Consider the following 16680-nt stretch of genomic DNA (forward strand, 5'->3'; position numbering starts at 1 on the left):
CGCCCCATCATGTCCCAAGACCACCCCACGCACGCCCTGCCGCCTCCGGCGCCCCCGGAGGATCTGGAGGACGTTGCGTCCCGCGCCTCGCTGCCCGAGGTGCTGCTGCTGGCCAGCGTGTTTGTCATTGCCGCCTGCGGCCTGGTGTATGAACTGGCCGCGGGCGCGCTTGCGAGCTATCTGCTGGGCGACTCCGTCCTGCAGTTCTCCACCATCATTGGCAGCTACCTGTTCGCCATGGGGCTGGGTTCGTGGCTGTCCCGCTTCATCGACCGGCAACTGGTCGCGCATTTCCTGCGGCTGGAACTGCTGGTGGGCGTCATCGGGGGCCTGATGCCGGCGGCGCTGTTCACCGTGCACAGCCTGCTGCCGCCAGGTCAGGTCATGGCCTTCCGCTTTCTGCTCTACGCACTGGTGCTGGTGGTGGGCACGCTGGTGGGGCTGGAGATTCCGCTGGTCATGCGCATCCTCAAACGGCATTTCCGGCAGCGGTATGCGCTCAAGGAACTCGTCTCGCAGGTGCTGACCTTCGACTACCTCGGCGCCCTGCTGGTCGCGCTGGCCTTCCCCTTGGTGCTGGTGCCGCAGCTGGGACTGGTGCGCACGGGGCTGTTCTTCGGCCTGCTCAACGTGGCGGTGGCCATCTGGGCGCTGTGGATCTTTCGTGCGCGGCTGCGGGCCTGGCGCTCGCATGCGGTGGCCTGTGGGATGTCGGTGCTCGTGCTGGCGGTGGGCATGGCGGGCGCGGACCATCTGAGCACCTGGGCGGAAGACCGCTTCTACGGCGAGCACATCCTGTTCAAGGAAAGCAGCGACTACCAGCGCATCGTCGTCACCCAGGGTCAGGGCGGGACGCGGCTGTTCCTCAATGGCAACCTGCAGTTCCACTCCCGGGACGAATACCGCTATCACGAGGCACTGGTGCATCCGGCCATGGCGGCCCAGGGCGCGCCGCGGAACGTGCTGGTGCTGGGGGGCGGCGACGGCATGGCCGTGCGAGAGATCCTTCGTTACCCCACGGTGGAGCAGGTCACGCTGGTGGAGCTGGATCCCCACATGACGACGCTGTTCTCCACCATGCCGCTGCTGCGCCAGCTCAATCAGGATGCCCTGCTGAGCCGCAAGCTGCGCATCGTCAATGCGGATGCCTTCGGCTGGCTGGAACAGCATCCGACGATGTATGACGTGATCATCATCGACTTCCCCGATCCCAGCAATTTTGCGCTGGGCAAGCTCTACACCGCCAGCTTCTACAAGCTGATCGACCTGCATCTGAATGCGAGCGGCCTTGCGGTGATCCAGTCCACCTCACCGCTGGTGGCGCCGCGCAGCTTCTGGACGGTGGTCAACACGGTGGAATCGGTCGGCCTGACCGCCACGCCCTATCACGCGCATGTGCCGAGCTTCGGTGAATGGGGTTATGTGCTGGCCAGCCGCCGCCCCTGGGTGACGCCGCGCAGCCTGCCGGCGGGGCTGCGGTTTGTCAGCATCGAAGGTTTGCCGGCACTGATGAACTTTCCGCCGGACATGGCCCGCCCCGAGCATCTGGAAGTCAACCGTCTCTCGAATCAGGCGCTGGTGCATGAGTTCGAGCGGGAATGGGGCAAGCTGCATTGAGTGCCACCTCGCTTCGCCGCCGTGATCTGCTGGCGCTGAGCCTGCTGCCGGCTCTGGCGGCCTGCGGCCGGGAGGCCAGGCCGCTGGCCGACCGCATCGCCCGCCGGGTGGCGGAGCTGTCCGGCGGATGGGTGGGCGCTGATGTGCGCAGCGGCCATCGTCTGCGCGAGGCGCCGCCCGGTTGGAGCAGCGCGCCTCAGGAGGTGCGGCGCGCCCAGGTGCTTGTGCTGGGGGCGGGCATCGCCGGGCTCGCTTGTGCGCGCCGCCTCAAGACGCAGGGCGTCGACGTGGCGGTACTTGATCTGGAGACCCGCGCCGGCGGCAACAGCCGGCCGCACGACATGGGCGGGCTGCTCTGCCCGCTGGGTGCGCACTATCTGCCGGTCCCGGGTGACGAGGCGCCGGATGTCCAGGCCCTGCTGGAAGAACTCGGACTGGCTCGCCATGAGGCGGGACGCTGGACCTACGATGAACGGCACCTCTGCCACAGCCCGCAGGAACGCCTGTGGCTGGGGCGGCAGGACCAATGGGTGGAAGGTCTGCTGCCACCGCCCGATTCACCGCAGGTGCAGGCGGAGTACCAACGCTTTGCCAGCCTGGTGGAGCAGGCGCGCCGGGCGGTGGGCTTTGCCATGCCCAGCACCCATCACCGCTGGACGGCGGCTCATGACGCGCTGGACCGTCAGACCTTCGCGGCCTGGCTGGACAGCCAGGGCCTGACGTCCGCCCCATTGCGGTGGTATCTGGACTACTGCTGCCGGGACGACTATGGCGCACCGGCCCGTGAGGTCTCCGCCTGGGCCGGGCTGCATTACTTCGGGAGCCGGCACGGCTTCATGAGTCTGGAAGAGCGTGAATCGGTGCTGACCTGGCCGCAGGGCAACGGGTGGTTGTCCGATCGACTTGCGGCGCCCCTGGCGGATTGTTTGCACACCGGCCACACGGCGCTGCGGGTGCGTGAAGGTCGCCACGCCGTGGAGGTGCTGAGCTGGGACGCTGCGGCGGAACGCCCGCAACGCTGGCAGGCGGATCAGGTGGTGCTGGCCCTGCCCTTGTTCATCGCGGGCCGCATTGTCGAGCAACCCAGCGCCGCCTTGTCCGAGATGGCGCCGCGCCTGCGGTATGCGCCATGGCTGGTGGCCAACCTGCGTCTGGACGAAGAGCCGCTGGAGCGGCTTGGCACCCCTCTGGCCTGGGACAACGTGGTCTACGGCAGTGACAACCTGGGCTATGTGAATGCGGCGCACCAGTCGCTGGACCCGCGGCGCGGCCCCTGTGTGCTCACCGCCTATCGTGCCCTGCCCCAGGCCCAGCGCAGCAGCCTGTTGACGCCCGAGTGGCGCCCCTGGGCGGCGCAGATCCTTGCGGACCTGGCCCCGCTGCACCCGGACCTGCCGGAGCGCCTGCAGGCAATGGACCTGATGCGCTACGGCCATGCCATGAGCATTCCAGTGCCCGGCCTGCGCGGCGCCGCCGCGCTCACCGCCCTGCGCGAGCGGGGCCAGGGCCGCCTGCATCATGCGCATGCGGATCTGGCCGGCTATTCAGTGTTTGAAGAGGCGTTCACCCAAGGCGAGGCAGTGGCGCGCCGGCTGCTGGGACGGACACGCTGAACCTCCTCTCGCGGGGTGCGGAGGACGCGCAACGCGCGCGGGGCCGTGGGCCCAAGGACAAATCGGAGCATCCGTCGAAGGCCGCCTCGGCTTGGCGGGAACTGAGCCATCACGCCCGCTCCCACCCGGGCTCCTCGCGAGACCTTAATGCACCGAGTCTCCGCTTGCGTGACTCTGCGTCGCCAGTCGCTCCCGCACCTGGGCCACGTCCTTCTCCGACACCGCAGCCGCCTGGTTGGTCCAGCCCTGACGCAGGAAGGTCGCCAGCGTCGCCACTTCACTGTCGCTCAAGCGATGGTCGAACCCCGGCATCACCAGCACCGACGGCGCCTTCTCGGTGGACGGCGTGCGCGCGCCCTTCAAGATGATGTGGATCAGTGCATTCGGATTGTTGGCATTGATCACCGTCGCCCCGTCCAGCACCGGGAACACCCGCTGGGCGCCCTTCCCGTCCACAAAGTGGCAGGCGGCACAGTTGTCCAGGTAGAGCCGCTCGCCCAGGGTCAGGTTGACAGCCTGCGTCAGCTTGTCCGCCGTCTCGCGTGCGCCTTGCGGCTTCACGTCTGACGGACGGTCCGGCGCCTGCGTGAGCCCCTTCAGGTAAACGGCCACCGCATGCAGGTCGTCCTCTTGCAGGTAAGCGGTGCTGTGTCGCACCACCTCGGTCATCTCACCGGCCACGGCCGAGCTCTTGTTGCGACCGGTCTGCAGGTAGTCGACGATGTCCTGTTCCGACCAGCGCGGCAGGCCGCGCAGCGACGGCACGCCCCAGCCACCCAGTTCACCGCCGGACAGGAATTGATCTTCCCCGCTATGGCTGGCCTTCTCGTTCATCGCAAACCCGCGCGGCGTGTGGCAACTGCCGCAGTGGCCCAGCCCTTCCACCAGGTAAGCGCCGCGGGTGACTTGCGGCGTCCAGCTGGCGACGGGTTTGAACGGGTCGCTGGATGCAAAGAACCAGTTCCACAGACCCATGCCAAAGCGCAGGTTGAAGGGGAAACTCAGGCTCGTCTCCGGGGACGCTTGCGCCACCGGCTTCACGCCCTCCATGAAGTAGGCGTAGAGGGCCTGCATGTCCTCGTCCGACACCTTTGCATAGCTGGTGTAGGGCATGGCGGGATACAGATGCGTGCCGTCGGCCCGCACGCCCTTGCGCACCGCATCAGCAAACTGCTGCGCGGTGTAGCGGCCAATGCCGTGTTGGGCATCGGGGGTGATGTTGGTGGAATAGATGATGCCGTGGCCGCTGTCGATCGGCAGGCCGCCAGCAAAGGCCGGCTTGCCGGGCGCGCTATGGCAGGCGATGCAGTCGCCAGCCCGGGCGAGGTATTCACCGCGGGCCATCAGCGCCGACTTGGCACCGGGCGCCGCCGAAGCAGCGTCCACGCGCGCCCGGCTCAGCGTCGGCGCCGAAGTCGCGGCAGCCGAAGCGGCTGTTCCGGCAGACGCGGAGCCGGCCGAGGCGGAGTCTGGAGAGACAAAGCCAGAAGCAGAGCCCGCAGATGCGGCCGCGCTGGCACTGGCCGCGGCACTGGCACTGACACTGGCACTGGCAGTGGAGGCAACACTGGGCGTATCCGCCACGCCATGCGTGGCATACAAGGCCGCTGCGGCGAGCCCTGCGGCAGCCAGCAGCGGCTTCACGAAGGTCAAACGAGACGTCATGGTGGGGGTCCTGCCTGCGCTCATGCCTGCACCAGCGGGCCGGGGTTCTTCAGGTACTGCTTCTTGATGGCTTCGGCCGCGAACAGCGTGATGGCACCGATGGTGGCGGTCGGATTGGCCTGGAAGTTTTGCGGGAAGGCATTGCCGCCCGGCACAAACACGTTGTGCACGTCCCAGGATTGCAGGTAGCGGTTGAGCGCCGAGTCATGCGGAGACGTCCCCATGATGGCGCCCCCCACGTTATGGGTGGAGACGTACTTGGTGATGTCCCAATTCGAGTCCATCTTGAGGAAGTTCTCGCTGATGGCATCCGGCTTGAGTTCACCCGCAATCTTCAGCACGATCTCGCGCAGGTAACGCTGCAGCTTGAGTTCGTTCTCACGCCAGTTGAAGGTCATGCGCAGTAGCGGCTGGCCCCACGGATCTTTGTAGGTCGGATCCAGGTCCAGGTAGTGACCGCGGTAGGACATGCAGGTGGTGGTGATGCTCACCCCCATGGAATGGCCATACCAGTCCACCATGCCTTCCTTCCAGCCCTTGCCCCACTGCGGCGTGCCGGGGGGCAGCGCAGCGCCGATCGGTGTGCCGGTGGCCTGCGAACTGTGGATCTTGGCGCCGCCGATGAAACCCAGCTTCGGACCATCCTGGAAGTTGCCCGGGGAGATGTCGTTGAACATCTCGCCGGTGGCGCCCGCGGTGGCGAAGGGATTGAAATGCTTGTCCTTGAAGAACAGCGTCGCGCCGCCGTTGGACAGGAACGCATAGTTGCGGCCGATGGTGCCCGTCTCCGAGATCGGGTCGTAGGGCTTGCCAATGCCCGAGAGCAGCATCAGGCGCACGTTGGCGAACTGGAAGCTGCTCAGGATGACGATCTTGGCGGGCTGGAACACTTCCCGCTGCTGCTCGTCGATGTAGGTCACGCCCTTGGCCGTCTTCTTGTCGGCGTGCAGGTCCACGCGAATGACGTTGGCATTGACCTTGTAGTCGAAGTTGGGCATCCGCTTGACCACGTCGAGGATGGTGGTCTGCGGCGAGGCCTTCGAATAGTTGAGGCAGGGATACTTGCTGCAGTAGCCGCAGTAGTTGCAAGGCGCCAGCTGCGCGCCATATGGGTTGGTCCAGGCCTGCGACACATTCGCCGACGGATTCGGGAACGGGTGGTACCCCAGACGGGTCGCCACGTCCTTGAACATCGAGTTGTTCAGCGTGTCCTTCAGGGCCGGCAGCGGATAGGGACTGGAGCGCGGACCCTCGAACGGATCACCGCCAGGCTGCAGTTCACCGCGCAGATTGCCGGTGTTGCCGGAGAGGCCGCAGACCTTGTCGAAGAAGTCGAAGTGCGGTTCGATTTCGTCCCAGGTGAAGGGGAAATCCTTGATGCGCATGTCGGCATCGAGCTGGCCCTTCTTGTAGGCCTGATCCGCGTAGGTCTTGAGCTTGATGTCGGTCGGGGTCGGCCGGATCAGCACACCCGTCCAGTGCAGGCCGGAGCCGCCCACGCCCGTACCGGGGGCAAAAGCGCCCCACTTGCGGGTGGGCAGCGCCGTTTCTTCGCGGGTGTAGCGAACGGTCAGTGCGGCTTCACGCGGCGTGGCGAAGACCTTGTTGCGGGTGTTGTAGGCGTACTGATCAGCGGGCTTCGGATAGGCGAAGTCTTCCGGCGGACGGTCCGGACCGCGCTCGAGCGCGCGGACCTTGAGGCCTTCACGGGCCAGCTCGATCGCCATCAGCGATCCGGCCCAGCCGAGGCCGACGATGACGACGTCCACGTCGTCGTTGGTGATGTTTGGCATGCGATGTTTCCTTTCGACGACGGACCCGCTTCAGGCCCGCTTGCCACTGAGGCTGACGGGGCCCAGGGGATACGGGCGGTTGTGCTGGTCCACCCACTCGGTGTAGGCCGCACGGGCGCCGGGGAAGCCGATCGCGACCCACGCCTTCATGTCCTTGTTGCCGCCGTACTTCGGGTCAGCCAGATAGCCGTTCTTGGTGTCGCCCAGGAACTGGCCGAAAAACTGCGAGGCCTTCAGGGTCGGCTCCCCGAGCGCAGCAAAGTCCACGGTGTTCTTCTGGAGGGCGGTGAGGAAGGTGTCCTTGTCCTTCTCCCCCAGCTGTTCGAAGGGCTTGCCGAACTGCTTCTGGCAGGCCTGCTGCGCCAGCTTGATGCCGATGCGGTAGGTGTCCTGCGGCGCGTAGGGCAGCTGGAAACCCAGCGTCGCGGGTGCATCCGGCTTGTGGGGGCCTTGCAGATAAATGTCGCTGCCCAGACCTTCGTGCAGTTGCTGGTCGATAAAGACCGGCACATTGGTTTCCAGCGCGCCCGGACCGCGGCCTTCGGCGGGGATGAAGCGGTCGCAGACGGCCATGACAAAGGTCCACTCGGCCGGCGAGAAGAACACCGGTTGGTAGCGCGAGAGGGTCACCCCCTCCAGCCCTTCGGCTTTGGGTTGGCCGAGGGGCAGTGCCACGATGGGCACGGCAGCGGCGGACGCCAGCAGCAGCGTGCGGCGGGACGAGGTGAACTTGCTTGACATGGCGGCTTGCTCCGAGGAGGGCTGGCGAATGGCGGCCAGCACAGCATTGGTAGCGGTACCAATGTTGCGGTGACGGCATTATCAGCAAGCTCGGAACAGGTTGGTACCGCTACCATGCGGATATCGCACGGACGTGGGCGAGATCGTCAACTGACAGGGCGCCCTGCGCACGCAACCATCCTTCATTGCTGCGCGGGCTAGCCGGATTCGGGTCGCGCTCGTCAGCCGTCAGCCGTCAGCCGTCAGCCGTCGGCCATCCGCGGTCATGCCTGAGGCCGCAGGCCACAGGCTCCAGGCGGGACGCCGGCTCAACCGCCCGTTCAACCGCCTGTCACAGGCGGGAAAAACGCCACCTCAGCGCCGTCCGTCACGGCGGCATCCTCACGGGTCATCACCTGATTCAGCGCGCAGCGCACCGCTCGCCCTCGCGCCAGCGCCTGGGCATGCGCCTCATCGCGCGCAATCAAGGCGTCCCGCAGTGCGCCGACCGTCAGACCCGGCTCAAAAGCCACCTGCTCCTGTGGCCCGAGGGCCTCGCGCAGCGAAGCAAAATAACGCACGGTGATGGTCATGGCAGTCAGAACAGGTCGTTGAACGGCAGGAAACGCAGCAGCTGACCGGGCTCAACCGTCGCGCCCGGCGGCAATTCAATCAGCCCATCGGCCCAGGCGGCTGAACTCATGACCCCCGAACTCTGGTTGCCAAACAGCGCCAGACCGCCCTGGTCCGTCACCCGACCGCGCAGGAATTCGCGCCGCTTGTCGGCCTTGGTCCAGGTGAACTCCGCCGGCAGTTGATAGCCGCGCGGCGCCAGTTGCGTTGCGCCTTGCAGTCGCAAGAGCACCGGCCGCACGAACAGCAGGAAGGTGACAAAGCTCGACACCGGATTGCCCGGCAGGCCCATGTAGAAGCAGCGGCCCTGCGGCGCGTCGGCATGATGCACTTCGCCAAAGGCCAGCGGCTTGCCGGGCTTGATGGCAATCTGCCAGAGGTCCAGCCGCCCTTCCCGCTCCAGCGCGGGCTTGAGGTGATCCTCTTCACCCACGGACACACCGCCGGAGCTCAAGATCAGATCGCTGTTGCGAGCCGCTTCACGCAGCGCGGCACGCGTGGCGTCCAGCGTGTCCGGCACGATGCCGAGGTCGCGCACCTCGCATCCCAGCGCCAGCAACAGCGCATGCAGCGTCGTGCGGTTGGAGTTGTAGATCTGCCCGGGACCCAGCGGCTGGCCTGGTAGCACCAGCTCATCGCCGGTGGAGAACAGCGCCACGCGCGGCCGACGGGCCACCGTCAGCGCCGCGGCACCCGCAGTGGCGGCCAGCCCGAGCGCAGCCGCATTCAGACGCGCGCCTGCCGACAGGATGGTCTGCCCCCGCTGCAGGTCTTCCCCGCGGCGGCGGATGTGCTGCCCCTGCGGCACCGACAACGGCACCCGCACCTGACCCAGCCCGCCTGCAACATCCGCGACGGCTTCACACTGCTCCTGCATCAGGATGGTGTCCGCGCCTTCAGGCACCGTGGCGCCTGTGAAGATACGGGCTGCGGTGCCCGGCTGCAGCGCGGTGGGCACCGAGCCGGCCGGGATGCGCTGTGACACCGGCAACAGCGCCGTGGCGGTGTCGCCCCGCTGTGCGCCCGCCTGTGCGCCCGCCTGTGCGTCGGCCTGTGCGTCGGCCTCAAGTCCGGCTCTGCGGATGGCGTAACCATCCATCGCGCTGTTGTCGTAGGGCGGCACGTCCAGCGGAGAGACGAGGTCCTGGGCCAGGATGCGGCCGAGCGCCAGCGGCGTGGGGACCGATTCGGTCAGCCCCAGCGGCTGGACTTGCGACAGCAGTCGCTCCAGCGCCTGCTCCATCGGCAGCATCGGCGCACGCTGCGGATGAGCGGTCGCCATCCCGGCAGCGGGTGCGGCGGATGCATCGGAAGGCGCCGCAGGGGTCACAGCGGCCGAAGCCGATGACGGCGCCGGAGGCGTGGACAACGAAGGCGTGGACGACGAACCGCTCGGCACGGCCCCGGACTTGGACATCTCAGACATGGGTGGTGATGAACTGCTTGATTTGCTCCACCGAAACCGGCAAGACCTGCACCCGCTTGGGCCGGCTTTCCAGGTCGGCAAGCGCGGCGGGCCGCGGCGGCACGAGGCCCAGCGCTTCCTGAATGGTCGCTGCGAACTTCACGGGCAACGCGGTTTCCAGCACCAGCATCGGCACGCCCGGCTGACGCTGTTCCAACGCCACCTTCAAGCCGTCGGCGGTATGGGTGTCAATGACCTGGCCATAGCGCTGATGGCACAGACGGATGGTGGCCAGCCGGTCCGCATGATTGCTGCGGCCCGAGCTGAAACCAAATCGTTCGCCGATGCGCGCCCGCTCTTCTTCGGTCAGCGCGAAGAACCCCTGCGAGGCCAGCTGCTCCCCGAAGAGCTGACGCACACGCGCGCCGTCTCGGTCCAGCAAGTCGAACACAAAGCGCTCGAAGTTGCTGGCCTTGGAAATATCCATCGACGGGCTGGACGTTTCCAGCGTCTGGGCTGCGCCGCGCGGGCGGTACACGCCGGTGCGGAAGAACTCGTCCAGCACGTCGTTTTCGTTGGTGGCCACCACCAGGCGGTCGATCGGCAGGCCCATCATGCGGGCGACATGGCCCGCGCAGACATTGCCGAAATTGCCGGACGGCACGGTGAAGCTGACCTTCTGGTCCTCCCGCGTCGTGGCCTGGAACCAGGCGGCGAAGTAATACACCACCTGCGCCAGCAGACGCGCCCAGTTGATGGAATTGACGGTGCCGATGCGGTAGCGGCGCTTGAATTCCAGGTCGTTGGAGACCGCCTTGACGATGTCCTGGCAGTCGTCAAAGACGCCGTCGAGCGCCAGGTTGTGGATGTTGGCGTCCTGCAGGCTGAACATCTGCGCCTGCTGGAACGGGCTCATGCGGCCGTTGGGACTCAGCATGAAGACCTGGATGCCGGACTTGCCGCGCATCGCATATTCGGCGGCGCTGCCGGTGTCCCCCGACGTGGCGCCCAGGATGTTGAGCGTCTCGCCGCGGCGGCCCAGCTCATACTCAAACAGCTGGCCCAGCAGCTGCATGGCCATGTCCTTGAAGGCCAGCGTGGGCCCGTTGGACAGGGCCACCAGCGCCAGGTTTTCTTCCAGCGGCTTGAGCGGCGTGATCTGCGGCGTGCCAAAAACGGCTTCGGTGTAGGTGCGGCGCACCAGCGCCTTCAGTTCGTCGGCGGGAATGTCGTCGATATAGAGCGACAGGATCTCCACCGCCAGATCCGCGTAGGACAGGCCGCGCCAGCCGGCCAGGGTCTCCTGGTCCACTTGCGGATAAGACGTCGGTAAATACAGCCCGCCGTCCGGCGCCAGGCCTTCCAGCAGGATGTCGCAGAAGTGGCGCTCACTGCGGTCGCCACGGGTGCTCACATACTTCATGGTCAGGCCAGTTCTTCCTTGCGCAGGGCCACGATCGGTGCGAGCACCGTCTCCAGCGCCTGCATCTGCTGCAGCGCCTTGGTCATGCGACCCTCCTGCGTGTCGTGGGTCAGGATGATCAGGTCGGTCTGGCTCTCACCTTCCGCCGACTCCCGCTGCAGCACGGCATCGATGCTGATCTGATGCTCGGCCAGGATGGTGGTGATGCGCGACAGCACGCCCGCCTGGTCCGCCACCCGCAGGCGCAGGTAGAACGCGGTCTGCACCTGCTCCATCGGCAGGATGGGCGTGTTGTTCATCGCTTCCGGCTGGAAGGCCAGATGCGGCACGCGGTGGTCCGGATCGGCCGTGGCCAGGCGGGTGATGTCCACCAGGTCGGCGATCACCGCCGAGGCGGTCGGCTCTGCGCCCGCGCCCTTGCCGTAATACAGGGTGGTGCCCACGGCGTCCGCCTGCACCAGCACCGCATTCATCGCGCCTTCCACATTGGCGATCAGGCGGTTGGCCGGGATCAGCGTCGGGTGCACCCGCAGCTCGATGCCACCCACATCCTGACGGCGGCGGGCAATGCCCAGCAGCTTGATGCGATAACCCAGCTGCTCGGCGTACTTGATGTCCGCCGCCTGCAGCTGGGTGATGCCTTCCACATGGGCCCGGTCGAATTGCACCGGAATGCCAAAGGCGATCGCACTCATGATGGTGGCCTTGTGGGCCGCATCCACGCCTTCGATGTCAAAGGTGGGATCGGCTTCGGCGTAGCCCAGGCGCTGCGCTTCCTTCAGCACGGTGGCGAAGTCCAGGCCCTTGCCGCGCATTTCCGACAGGATGAAATTGGTGGTGCCGTTGATGATGCCGGCGATCCATTCGATGCGGTTGGCGGTGAGGCCCTCGCGCAGCGCCTTGATGATGGGGATGCCCCCGGCCACGGCGGCCTCGAAGGCGACCATCACGCCCTTCTCGCGGGCGGCGGCGAAGATCTCGCTGCCATGCACTGCCAGCAGCGCCTTGTTGGCCGTCACCACATGCTTGCCGGCGGCGATCGCCTCCAGCACCAGGGTGCGGGCCACGCCGTAGCCGCCGATCAGCTCAACCACGATGTCGATGTCCGGGTTGGCAATCACCTCACGGGCGTCGGACACCACGGTGCAGGCGTCGCCGACGATGCTTCGCGCACGCTCCACATCCAGGTCGGCCACCATGGTGATCTCGATGCCGCGGCCGGCGCGTCCGCGGATGTCTTCCTGGTTGCGACGCAGCACCTGGAATGTGCCGCTACCGACGGTACCAATGCCCAGCAGGCCAACTTTGATCGGATTCATGGTCAGGATTCTTTCAATGGGTCACTCGAATCAACGGCCGTGGCGTTTGCGGTACTGCGCCAGGAACCGTTCGATGCGGCCAACTGCCTCACGGAGGTCGTCCGTGTTGGGCAGAAAGACCAGTCGGAAGTGATCGGGGGTCTTCCAGTTGAAGCCCGTCCCTTGAACGATCAATACCTTTTCCTCAGCCAGCAGGTCGTAGGCGAACTGCTGGTCGTCCTCGATCGGATAGATCTTGGGGTCCAGGCGGGGGAACATGTAGAGCGCGGCCTTGGGCTTGACGACGCTGACGCCGGGAATCTGCGAGAGCAGTTCATAGGCGAGGTCGCGCTGGCGGGCCAGGCGGCCGCCCGGGGCCACCAGGTCGTTGATCGACTGATAGCCGCCCAGGGCGGTCTGGATGGCGAGCTGGCCGGGGGTGTTGGCGCACAGACGCATCGAGGCCAGCATGTTTAGGCCGGTGATGTAGTCGGTGGCGTGGCGCTTGTCGCCGGAGACGACCATCCAGCCAGCCCGGTAGCCGCAGGATCGGTAATTCTTGGACAAGCCGTTGAAGGTCAGCGTCAGCACGTCATCCGACAGCGACGCGATGCTGGTGTGCACCGCGCCGTCATACAGGGTCTTGTCATAGATCTCGTCGGCCATGACGATCAGCTGATGCTGGCGGGCGATCTCGACCAGCGCCTCCAGCAGCTCCTTCGGGTAGAGCGCGCCGGTCGGGTTGTTCGGGTTGATCACCACGATGGCCTTGGTGCGGGGGGTGATCTTGGCGCGGATGTCGTCCAGATCCGGCAGCCAGCCATTGGATTCGTCGCAGACGTAGTGCACCGGCTCGCCGCCGGACAGCGCCACGGCGGCGGTGTAGAGCGGATAGTCCGGGGCCGGCAGCAGGACCTCGTCTCCGTTGTCCAGCAGCGCATTCAGCGCCATCACGATCAGCTCGGAGGCCCCATTGCCCAGGTAGACGTCATCGACCGTGACGCCGGAGATGCCTTTTTCCTGGCAGTAGTGCACCACCGCCTTGCGCGGGGCGAACAGGCCTTTGGAGTCGGTATAGCCGGCGGCGTCGGGCAGGTTGCGAATCATGTCCTGCACGATCTCGTCGGGCGGCTGCAAGCCGAAGGCGGCGATATTGCCGATATTCAGCTTGATGATTTTCTGGCCTTCCTCTTCCATCTGCCGCGCCTTGTCCAGCACGGGTCCCCGGATGTCGTAACAGACATTGGCCAACTTGCTGGACTTGGTGACGGTCTTCAAGATTTCTCCAGAGGAATGACGGGAAAATAGCCCTTGATTTGAACACAGGGTGTCTGACGTCCGGCCGCATCCGGCCTGCGTCGCTGCCAAAATCAGCCTCAATGAAATTTCAACTCGACGAGCCGCAGGGCGGCAACACCATCCATCGGCATGACACCCGAAGCGTCTGGGTCAATGGCACGGAACACCGCAACAGTTTGCTGGTGCCGTGGCAGGGCACGGTGGAGGACTGGCGGCTGACGCGCTTCGAAGACCTCACCGAGGCGCACTTCGAGCGCATCCGGGCCCTGAAACCGGAGCTGGTCATCTTCGGCAGCGGCAGCCGCATCCGGTTTGCCCGGCCGCAGCTGTACCGTGCGTTGATCGAAGCGCGCATCGGCATGGAAACCATGGACATCGGCGCCGCCTGCCGCACCTATAACGTGCTGGCCAGCGAGGGCCGTGCGGTGCTCGCCGCTTTGCTGATCGAGGACTGAACTCCGTCAAACCCGGCGTTGGCGGGGCCGGGCCATGACTTTTGGGGTGGGGCTGAACGGTCTACCTGCCTTGGCGGTTGACTGGCGGGTGGCCGGCATGGGCGATGGGCGACCCATTCAACGTATAATCGCTGGCTATGCCCGCCCGGGCACCTTTCTCTCTGAAAACGCCACATGACGCCAGCGCTCAACAAACCTCTTCCGGATATTGAAGCTCTTGCCACCGGAGGCGTGAAGTTCACCCCCTCGGCTTTCCACGGTCAGGCGGTGGTGCTGTACTTCTACCCGAAGGACAACACCCCTGGCTGCACGACGGAAGCCATGCAATTCCGCGACCATCACAAGGAATTTGTGAAGGCCGGCGCGGTGGTGCTGGGTGTCTCGCGCGACAACATGGCCTCCCACGAGAAGTTCAAGCAGAACCTCGAGCTGCCGTTTGAACTGATTGCGGACACTGAAGAAAAGCTGTGCCACATGTTCGGCGTTGTGAAAAACAAGATCATGTACGGCAAAAAGGTCAAGGGCATCGAGCGCTCGACCTTCCTGATCGATGCACAGGGCATTCTTCGTGAAGAGTGGCGTGGCATCAAGGTCGCCGGCCATGTGGACGAAGTGCTCAAGGCTGTGAAGGCGCTCAAGAAGGAAGCGGCCTGAGTTTCCATCTGGATCCCGGTTTTCCCGGGTCCCTGTTGTTTGATCACAGTGTCACCGGGGAGCGGGCACGAGTTGTGCATAATCAACCGCATGCCCCAGTGCCCGATCGCAACATTTTCAAGGACGAGCCGCACCGCCCCCGGTGCGGCTTTTTGTCTTTTGAATGGCGCTGGCCCTGAAAAAGCCGCCGATACCTCCGGCTTTTTCCGCCCCGACGGCTGCTCGGGCATGACCCCTGGTCCGCTCGGACCCAGGCTCTTCACGCTTGACCCGCTCATTCGCACATGCCACTGCCCAAGCCACCGACCAAGCGCGCCAGCCGCCTAGATTCCGACGCCTACGCCACCACGCTCACGCCGAGCAAACGTCCCGCCACCGCAAGCCGCGCGGCCTCTGCGGCGGCGCCTTCGGTGGCTGCCCCCGCCCTGCTTGATCCGCCAACGCCTGTGTCCCAGGCCGTGGCCGCGTCCCACGCCCCGGTGACACCGGCGTCCCGCACCAAAGCGGACACCGCTTCCAGCCCCCGTCCCGACAACCGCACGGACACCCGCATTGACACCCGCGCCGATGTGGAGGCCCGCAGCAGCGGCTCGCCGTCCCTGGCGCTGGTGGCACCGGCCGCTGCCAAGCCCGAGGCCAGGAAATCTGCCCCGGCCAAAACCCGTGCGCGCCAGCCGGTGGGGGATCCCAAGCTGTTTGTGCTGGACACCAATGTTCTGATGCACGACCCGATGTCGCTCTTCCGTTTTGAAGAGCATGACATCTATCTCCCGATGATCACGCTGGAGGAACTGGACGGACACAAGAAGGGCATGACCGAGGTGGCGCGCAACGTCCGCCAGGTCAGCCGTGAACTGGATGCGCTGGCGGCCACGCTCAAGTCCAGCTCCATCGAGGAAATGTCCAAGGGGCTGCGCCTGGCGGAGACGGGCCACCGCGAAGCGGGCGGCAAGCTCTTCTTCCAGACCAGTCTGATCGACACGCCGCTGCCGCAAGGATTGCCGCAAGGCAAGGCGGACAACCAGATTCTGGGTGTCGTCCAGGCCCTGAAACAGCAACAGCCGGGCCGTGAGGTGGTGCTGGTGTCCAAGGACATCAACATGCGCATCAAGGCGCGTGCGCTGGGTCTGCCGGCGGAGGACTACCGCAACGACAAGACGCTGGAGGATTCCGACCTCCTGTACACCGGCGTCCAGCAGCTGCCCGCGGATTTCTGGGAGCGTCATGGCAAGACCATGGAGAGCTGGAACCAGGGCGGCACCACCTTCTACCGCATCAGCGGCCCTTTGGTGCCGACGCTGCTGGTCAACCAGCTCGTCTACCTGGAAGCCCCGGGCGCTGCGCCGCTGTATGCCAAGGTGCAGGAGATCACCGGCAAGACCGCGGTGCTGCGCACCCTGAAGGATTACGGCCACCAGAAGCACTCGGTGTGGGGCGTCACCGCACGCAACCGCGAGCAGAATTTCGCCCTGAACCTGCTGATGGATCCGGACTGCGACTTTGTCACCCTGACTGGCTCGGCCGGCACGGGCAAGACGCTGATGACGCTGGCCGCCGGTTTGTCGCAGGTGCTGGACGAGCGCCGCTACAGCGAGATCATCGTCACCCGCGTGACGGTGCCGGTGGGCGAGGACATCGGCTTCCTGCCCGGCACGGAAGAAGAGAAGATGGGGCCCTGGATGGGTGCGCTGGACGACAACCTGGAAGTGCTGGCGCGTGGCGATAGCGCGGCGGGTGAATGGGGCCGCGCGGCCACCAACGATCTGGTCCGCAGCAAGATCAAGATCAAGAGCCTGAACTTCATGCGAGGCCGCACCTTCCTGAACAAGTACGTCATCATTGACGAGGCGCAGAACCTGACGCCCAAGCAGATGAAGACCTTGATCACGCGGGCGGGTCCGGGCACGAAGATTGTCTGCCTGGGCAATTTGGCCCAGATCGACACGCCCTATCTCACCGAGGGCAGCTCGGGCCTGACCTTCGCCGTGGACAAATTCAAGGGCTGGGCTCACAGCGGGCACGTCACGCTGGCGCGTGGCGAGCGTTCACGCCTGGCCGACTTTGCCTCCGAAGTGCTCTGATCCACCGCTCCGGCCCCAAGCCGG

Annotated in this window: 13 protein-coding genes; 5 read left to right on the plus strand and 8 right to left on the minus strand. The window is 65.8% G+C overall.

The window, feature by feature from the left end; genetic code table 11:
* Positions 1-9: 9 nt before the first annotated feature.
* Positions 10-1617 (plus strand): polyamine aminopropyltransferase, encoded by a 1608-nt coding sequence (locus tag FHS28_RS04800; protein ID WP_088448848.1) that lies wholly within the window; start codon positions 10-12, stop codon positions 1615-1617.
* Positions 1599-3230: a flavin monoamine oxidase family protein gene (locus FHS28_RS04805; protein WP_088448847.1), complete on the plus strand. Its 1632-nt coding sequence runs from the start codon at positions 1599-1601 to the stop codon at positions 3228-3230. Before FHS28_RS04800 ends, FHS28_RS04805 begins: the two co-directional genes overlap by 19 nt.
* 144 nt (positions 3231-3374) lie before the next feature.
* Here FHS28_RS04805 and FHS28_RS04810 read toward each other — a convergent pair whose 3' ends face one another.
* The 8 genes from FHS28_RS04810 to FHS28_RS04845 all read right to left on the minus strand — a co-directional run bounded on the left by FHS28_RS04810 (position 3375) and on the right by FHS28_RS04845 (position 13445).
* Entirely contained in the window at positions 3375-4895 is a 1521-nt protein-coding gene (locus FHS28_RS04810) for a cytochrome c (RefSeq protein ID WP_246409489.1), read from the minus strand.
* Between the two features lie 20 nt (positions 4896-4915).
* Positions 4916-6688 (minus strand): GMC family oxidoreductase, encoded by a 1773-nt coding sequence (locus FHS28_RS04815; protein ID WP_088448846.1) that lies wholly within the window; start codon positions 6686-6688, stop codon positions 4916-4918.
* A 30-nt stretch (positions 6689-6718) separates the two neighbouring features.
* Entirely contained in the window at positions 6719-7429 is a 711-nt protein-coding gene (locus FHS28_RS04820; protein WP_088449687.1) for a gluconate 2-dehydrogenase subunit 3 family protein, read from the minus strand.
* Between the two features lie 320 nt (positions 7430-7749).
* Positions 7750-8001, minus strand: coding sequence for a MoaD/ThiS family protein (locus tag FHS28_RS04825; RefSeq protein WP_088448845.1), 252 nt, complete (start codon positions 7999-8001; stop codon positions 7750-7752).
* Positions 8002-8006: 5 nt separating this feature from the next.
* Entirely contained in the window at positions 8007-9293 is a 1287-nt protein-coding gene (locus FHS28_RS04830; protein WP_184294273.1) for a molybdopterin molybdotransferase MoeA, read from the minus strand.
* Between the two features lie 166 nt (positions 9294-9459).
* Positions 9460-10869 carry a threonine synthase gene (gene thrC, locus FHS28_RS04835; RefSeq protein ID WP_088448843.1) on the minus strand — a complete coding sequence of 470 codons (1410 nt, stop codon included), beginning with the start codon at positions 10867-10869 and terminating at the stop codon, positions 9460-9462.
* 2 nt (positions 10870-10871) lie between these two features.
* Positions 10872-12188, minus strand: coding sequence for a homoserine dehydrogenase (locus FHS28_RS04840; protein ID WP_088448842.1), 1317 nt, complete (start codon positions 12186-12188; stop codon positions 10872-10874).
* Positions 12189-12218: 30 nt separating this feature from the next.
* The gene (locus FHS28_RS04845) at positions 12219-13445 is read right to left on the minus strand and encodes a pyridoxal phosphate-dependent aminotransferase (protein ID WP_088448841.1); all 1227 of its coding nucleotides are present in this window, start codon (positions 13443-13445) and stop codon (positions 12219-12221) included.
* 101 nt (positions 13446-13546) lie between these two features.
* Here FHS28_RS04845 and FHS28_RS04850 point away from each other — a divergent pair, with 101 nt between their 5' ends.
* From FHS28_RS04850 to FHS28_RS04860, 3 genes are all read left to right on the plus strand, one after another.
* On the plus strand, positions 13547-13921 hold the full coding sequence (locus FHS28_RS04850; protein WP_088448840.1) for an Mth938-like domain-containing protein: 375 nt from the start codon (positions 13547-13549) through the stop codon (positions 13919-13921).
* Positions 13922-14095: 174 nt separating this feature from the next.
* Positions 14096-14575: a peroxiredoxin gene (locus FHS28_RS04855; protein ID WP_058935601.1), complete on the plus strand. Its 480-nt coding sequence runs from the start codon at positions 14096-14098 to the stop codon at positions 14573-14575.
* Between the two features lie 284 nt (positions 14576-14859).
* Positions 14860-16656, plus strand: coding sequence for a PhoH family protein (locus tag FHS28_RS04860; protein ID WP_088448839.1), 1797 nt, complete (start codon positions 14860-14862; stop codon positions 16654-16656).
* Positions 16657-16680 lie beyond the last annotated feature (24 nt).

This window comes from Roseateles terrae, assembly GCF_014192155.1.
Taxonomy (GTDB): Bacteria; Pseudomonadota; Gammaproteobacteria; order Burkholderiales; family Burkholderiaceae_C; genus Roseateles; species Roseateles terrae.